The sequence below is a fragment of the Streptomyces sp. NPDC057543 genome (assembly GCF_042801895.1).
Taxonomy (GTDB): Bacteria; Actinomycetota; Actinomycetes; order Streptomycetales; family Streptomycetaceae; genus Streptomyces.
On the sequence record NZ_JBHVFF010000412.1, the window covers coordinates 1 to 5582 of the forward strand.

5 protein-coding genes are annotated in these 5582 nt (G+C 71.7%); 4 read left to right on the forward strand and 1 reads right to left on the reverse strand.

The window, feature by feature from the left end; all coding sequences use genetic code 11:
* Positions 1 to 65 precede the first annotated feature (65 nt).
* On the reverse strand, positions 66 to 1901 hold the full coding sequence (locus ACFU8Q_RS38490) for a bifunctional metallophosphatase/5'-nucleotidase (protein ID WP_384463933.1): 1836 nt from the start codon (positions 1899 to 1901) through the stop codon (positions 66 to 68).
* Between the two features lie 331 nt (positions 1902 to 2232).
* Here ACFU8Q_RS38490 and mshD point away from each other — a divergent pair, with 331 nt between their 5' ends.
* The 4 genes from mshD to ACFU8Q_RS38510 all read left to right on the forward strand — a co-directional run bounded on the left by mshD (position 2233) and on the right by ACFU8Q_RS38510 (position 5545).
* Positions 2233 to 3156: a mycothiol synthase gene (gene mshD, locus ACFU8Q_RS38495; RefSeq protein ID WP_384463936.1), complete on the forward strand. Its 924-nt coding sequence runs from the start codon at positions 2233 to 2235 to the stop codon at positions 3154 to 3156.
* A gap of 93 nt (positions 3157 to 3249) precedes the next feature.
* Entirely contained in the window at positions 3250 to 3660 is a 411-nt protein-coding gene (locus ACFU8Q_RS38500; RefSeq protein ID WP_384463939.1) for a GntR family transcriptional regulator, read from the forward strand.
* A complete protein-coding gene (locus ACFU8Q_RS38505) occupies positions 3657 to 4553 on the forward strand; it encodes an ABC transporter ATP-binding protein (protein ID WP_384463942.1) in 897 nt (298 codons plus the stop codon). Before ACFU8Q_RS38500 ends, ACFU8Q_RS38505 begins: the two co-directional genes overlap by 4 nt.
* Entirely contained in the window at positions 4550 to 5545 is a 996-nt protein-coding gene (locus tag ACFU8Q_RS38510; protein ID WP_384463945.1) for an ABC transporter permease, read from the forward strand. The genes ACFU8Q_RS38505 and ACFU8Q_RS38510 overlap by 4 nt, the downstream gene beginning before the upstream one ends.
* Positions 5546 to 5582: the final 37 nt, after the last annotated feature.

The window sequence follows — 5582 nt, forward strand, 5'->3', positions numbered from 1 at the left end:
GGCGGTGGGCCCGCTGGCCCACCGCCCCACTTCACCCGCGTACGGGAGTTACGTAACCACGGGAGTTACCGGATGACCGTGATCCGGTCCGTCGCCGGCGGGGCCAGCGGCGCGGCGGCCGTCGAGTGGGCCGCCAGGTAGGCGTTGAAGAGGTCCAGGTCGGACGCGCCGACCAGCTTGTTGGTGCCCTCGCCGAGCGCCGCGAAGCCGTCGCCGCCACCCGCCAGGAACTCGTTCATCGCGACGCGGTAGGTCTTGGCCGGGTCGATCGCCGCACCGTTCAGCTTGATGGTGTCGGTGACCACGCGGGCCGCACCCGTCTTCGTCATGTCGAGGGTGTAGGTGAGGCCCTTGGAGATCTGGAGGATCTTCGGGCTGGCCTCGTTGGAGCCGCTGACCTGCTGCTGGAGTGCGCTGATCAGCTGGGCGCCGGTCAGGTCGACGACGTTCATCATGTTGGTGAAGGGCTGCACGGTGAAGGACTCCCCGTACGTCACCACCCCGTCGCCCTCACTGCCGGACGCCTTGTAGACCAGGTCCGCCCGGATACCGCCCGGGTTCATGAAGGCGACGACCGCCCCGCCCTTGTCCGCCGGGGCCAGGCCCTCCAGCTGGGCGTCCGCGATCAGGTTGCCGAGCGGCTTCTCGGGGTCCGTGGAGCCGCGGCCGTTGATGTCGGCGGTGATGTAGCCCTGCGGCCTGTTCGCGATGGGCGCCGCGAGGGTGTTCCAGCGCGCGATCAGGTCCGTCATGTCGGTGGCCTTGGGCTGGTCCCGGCTGACGATGTGGTTCGCCGACTTCGGGTTCGAGGCCCCGGCCGACTTCACCGACGTACGGACGATGTCCTTGGTACGGCGGTCGTAGGTGAGGGTCGTGTCGGTGTAGAGCTTGCCGAACGACGACGCCGAGGTCACCATGCGCGGGTTGCCCGCCGGGTCCGGGATCGTGCAGACGTACGCCTGGTGGGTGTGGCCCGTGACCAGGGCGTCGACCTTCGGGCTGATGCCCTTGGCGATGTCGACGATCGGCCCGGAGATGCCGTCACCGGCGCCGGAGCTGTCGCAGTCGTAGTTGTACGAGGTGGAGGCCGGCGCCCCGCCCTCGTGGATCAGCGCGACGATGGACTTGACGCCCTGCCGGTCCAGCTCGGCGGCGTACTTGTTGATCGTCTCGACCTCGTTGTGGAACTTGAGGCCCTTGACGCCGTTGGCCGTGACGATGTTCGGCGTGCCCTCCAGGGTCACGCCGATGAAGCCGATCTTGACGCCGTTCTTCTTCCAGACCGTGTACGGCTTGAGGATCGGCTTGCCGGTCTTCTCGCTCGTCACATTGGCGGCGAGGTACGGGAAGTCGGCGCCCTTGAACTTCTTGCCCGTCTCGTAGCACCCCTCGACCGGGTGGCAGCCGCCGTTCTGGAGGCGGGCCAGCTCGGTGGCGCCCTCGTCGAACTCATGGTTGCCGACGGTCGTCACATCGAGGTCGATCTTGTTGAGCGCCTCGATGGTCGGCTCGTCGTGGAAGAGACCGGACAGCAGCGGGCTCGCACCCACCATGTCGCCGCCGGCCGCGGTGATCGAGTACGGGTGCCCCTTGCGCGCGGTGCGCAGCGAGGACGCGAGGTACTCGACGCCGCCGGCCGGGATCGCCTTGGTCGTGCCGTCGGCCTGCGTCTCGTTGACGGTGCCCGCCGAGCCGGCCGGCGGCTCCAGGTTCCCGTGCAGGTCGTTGAAGGACAGCAGCTGTACGTCGACGGTGTTGGCCGGCTTGTTCTGGCCGTTGCCCTGGGATTTGTCCTGGGCCCCGGCCGGCATCGCGGCGACGAGCGCGCCGACGGTGGCGAGCCCGGCCGCGGCGGCGAGCACCCGCCGGGATGCGCGGTTCTTCTGTGGTGTCGCTGACATCGGTCCCCTTGTGAGTTCAGCGGGAGGTTTGAGGGTGATGGCGAGTCTGGAGACTTCGTGCCGCAGCCTAGGGTCAACGCGCGTAGCGCGACAGGTGTCGGGGGTTACGAACTGGTTGCCATGCGGTCTGAATCGGGGCCAACTGCCGCCAATCGCCCGTACGGCGTACATATGCAGGCAGAAACGTCACAGCACGCACGACTTCCGGAAGCGTGTGCGGCCCGAACAATTCGGGCCGCAAGCTGCTGCCCGAATTGCCCAACGGGCCGTAGGGCGATTCCGCACCCTCGCGGCGCCCACATCCCCACCCCGCCCCCGTACGCTCGTACACATGACGACTGACGTACCTCTCCCCGCCCCCGGACGTGAGATCCAGACGCTCGACGCCCTCTCCCCCGAGCAGGCCGAGGCCGTGTCCGGGCTGCTGGCCGAGGCGGCCCGGTCCGATGGCAGGCAGGCCGTGTCCGAGCAGGGGCGGTTGCAGTTGCGGGGCGGGCGGCGCGAGGGCGTGCGGCATCTGCTGCTCACCAGCAGGGCCACCCTGGTGGGATACGCGCAGCTGGAGGACACCGACCCCGTCGAGGCGCCGGCCGCCGAGCTGGTCGTGCATCCGGCGTACCGCGGGCAGGGGCACGGGCGGGCGCTGGGGGCGGCGCTGCTCGCCCTGACCGGGAAGCGGCTGCGGGTGTGGGCGCACGGCGGGAAGTCCGCGGCCCGGCATCTCTCGCAGGTCCTCGGCCTCTCCCTCTTCCGCGAACTGCGCCAGCTGCGCCGCCCGTTGGGCACGCCGGGCATCGCGGAGCCGGTCCTGCCGCCCGGCGTCACCGTCCGCACCTTCGTGCCCGGCGAGGACGACGCCGCCTGGCTCGCCGTGAACCGGGCCGCCTTCGCCCACCACCCCGAGCAGGGCTCGCTGACCCAGCGCGACCTGGACGACCGCAAGGCGGAGCCGTGGTTCGACCCGAAGGGGTTCTTCCTGGCCGAGCGCGACGGCGAGCTGATCGGCTTCCACTGGACGAAGGTGCACGCCGAGGAACAGCTCGGCGAGGTGTACGTCGTCGGCATCCGGCCCGACGCGCAGGGCGGCGGCCTCGGCAAGGCACTCACCGCGATCGGGCTGCGCCACCTGGCCGCCGAGGGGCTGCCGACCGCGATGCTCTACGTCGACGCGGACAACAAGGCCGCGCTGGCCGTCTACGAGCGGATGGGCTTCGCGACGCACGAGGTGGACCTGATGTACCGCACGGAGTCCTGAGCGGCCACGGCTCCGGCCAGGGGCGGTGTCTCTTGACGCCGCCCCTGCTTTGCGTCAGGCTTTCACTACTTAATTAGTGAAAGGGGGGTGGGCATGGCAGGGTCCGCAGCGGTCGAGTACCGCATCGACCGGCGCAGCGGCGTCGCCACGTACCTCCAGATCGTCCAGCAGACCAAACAGGCCCTCCGCCTGGGCCTGCTGGAGCCCGGTGACCGGCTGCCCACCGCACGCGAGGTCGTCGAGGCCACCGCCATCAACCCGAACACCGTGCTCAAGGCCTACCGCGAGCTGGAGCGCGAGGGCCTCGTCGAGGCCCGGCGCGGGCTCGGCACCTTCGTCACGCGGGCCCTCGGCGGCGCGGCGGCCGTCGACGACGCGCCGTTGCGCGCCGAGCTCGCCGACTGGGCCGGCCGGGCCCGCGCGGCCGGACTGGAGAAGGACGATGTGAGCGCGCTCTTCACCGCCGTACTGGACAAGACCTTCGAGGGGGATCAGGCCGGATGACAGGCGCTGCGATCGAGGCCGTCGGCCTCGGCATGAAGTACCGGGGCAGGGGCGGGGGCTGGGCGCTGCGCGACTGTTCGTTCCGGCTGCCCGCCGGGCGCGTGTGCGCTCTCGTCGGCCCCAACGGTGCCGGCAAGTCGACCCTGCTCGCCCTCGCGGCGGGCTTCCTGCGGCCGACGGAGGGGACGGTACGGGTGCTGGGCGCGGCGCCCGGCGGGGCGCGGTCCCGGGTGGCTTTCGTGGCCCAGGACAAGCCGCTGTACCCGCAGTTGACGGTCGCCGCGACCCTCTGGGCGGGCGCCGAACTGAACCCCGGCACCTGGGACCAGGACACCGCCGAACGCATCGCCGGGGAGCTCCCGCGCGACGCCGCGGTCCGCACCCTCTCGGGCGGCCGGCGCACCCGGCTCGCGCTGGCCCTCGCCCTCGGCAAGCGGCCCGAACTGCTCCTGCTGGACGAGCCGATGGCCGATCTCGACCCCCTCGCCCGCCTCCAGCTGATGGGTGCGCTGATGGCCGAGGCCGCCGAGCACTCCACGACGATCGTGATGTCCTCGCACATCCTCACCGAGCTGGAGGGCGCCTGCGACTACCTTCTGCTCGTCGACGGCGGCCGGGTCCGCCTGGGCGGCGAGACGGACGACCTGCTCGCCGCGCACGCCCTGCTCACCGGTCCCGTACGGGACACCGCGCCGCACACCGTCGTCGAGTCCCGCACGGCGGGGCGTCTGCAGACCGCGCTGGTACGGCGGGAGGGCCCGGTGGACACCGCCGTCTGGGAGGCCGCGGAGCCTTCGCTGGAGGAGCTGCTGCTGGCGCATCTGCGCTCGCCGCAGGCGCCCGCCCTGCTGACGCCGAGCGCCGGGGCCGGCCTGGAGGTGGCGGCCGTATGAGCGTCATCGGTCTGCGCGCGCCCGTCGTGCCCGCCCGGCTGCGGGGTCCCGTCCGCGTCCTCCTCCGCCAGCACCGCCGTTCCCTGTGGGCGGCCGGCGCCCTCCTGGCGCTGGGCATCGCCCTAGTGGTCGGGCTCCGGATCTGGGTCGCGGTCGCGAGCTCGGACGAACTCTGCGCCGACGGCGACACCACCCGCTGCGGCGACGACACCTACCTGTCCACCCACGCCCGCTCCGCCACCGAGATCTATCTGTCCGACGGCGGGACCGTCGCTCTACTGCTCGCCGGGCTCATCGGCGTCTTCGTCGCCGGACCGCTGATCGCCCGCGAACTGGAGAGCGGCACGTTCCGGCTCGCCTGGGCCCAGTCGGTGTCCCCGGCCCAGTGGCTGGCAGCCCGGCTCGCCCTGCCCGCGGCTCTCGTGACCGCCGGGGTGACCATTCTGGTCCTTGTCTACCGGTGGGGCTGGTCGGGCATACGGAGCAACCCGAACGCCTCGGGACTGGGCTGGTACGAGAGCGGTGTCCAACCCGCCCTCGGCCCGACCGCCGTCGCCTACGCCCTGCTGGCCGTGGCGGTGGGCGCCCTGTGCGCCGTGGTCGTACGCCGTACCGTCCTGTCCATGGGCCTCACGGCCCTCGTCCTCGGCACGGTCATGCTCGGGTTCGGCAAACGCCGCTACGAGCTCTGGCCGACCGACCGCTCCCTCGGCCCCGACGGCCCGAGCGGTGACGCCTGGTACGTCCATACGGGCATGCTCACCGCCTCCGGCAAGGAGCTCTACTGGGCGGACTGCTTCAAGGCCGGCACGACCCTGCCGGAGGACCCCGCGAGCTGCCTGCGCGACCAAGGCGGAGTCACCTACTTCGCCGACTACCACCCCGTCTCGCACTTCTGGCCGCTCCAGCTCGTCGAGACCGGCATCCTGCTCGCCCTGGCCGCGCTCGCCGTCGCCCTCGCCTTCCGGGTACTGGGCCGCAGGCACGGCTGAACCCGGCCGACCGTGTGCGGGCCCCCGCCGGGGGCCC

What these genes read in the sequence shown, in the direction of transcription:
- ACFU8Q_RS38490 (WP_384463933.1), bottom strand. Translation starts at nt 1,901, where the DNA reads ATGTCAGCGACACCACAGAAGAACCGCGCATCCCGGCGGGTGCTCGCC.
- mshD (WP_384463936.1), top strand. Translation starts at nt 2,233, where the DNA reads ATGACGACTGACGTACCTCTCCCCGCCCCCGGACGTGAGATCCAGACG.
- ACFU8Q_RS38500 (WP_384463939.1), top strand. Translation starts at nt 3,250, where the DNA reads ATGGCAGGGTCCGCAGCGGTCGAGTACCGCATCGACCGGCGCAGCGGC.
- ACFU8Q_RS38505 (WP_384463942.1), top strand. Translation starts at nt 3,657, where the DNA reads ATGACAGGCGCTGCGATCGAGGCCGTCGGCCTCGGCATGAAGTACCGG.
- ACFU8Q_RS38510 (WP_384463945.1), top strand. Translation starts at nt 4,550, where the DNA reads ATGAGCGTCATCGGTCTGCGCGCGCCCGTCGTGCCCGCCCGGCTGCGG.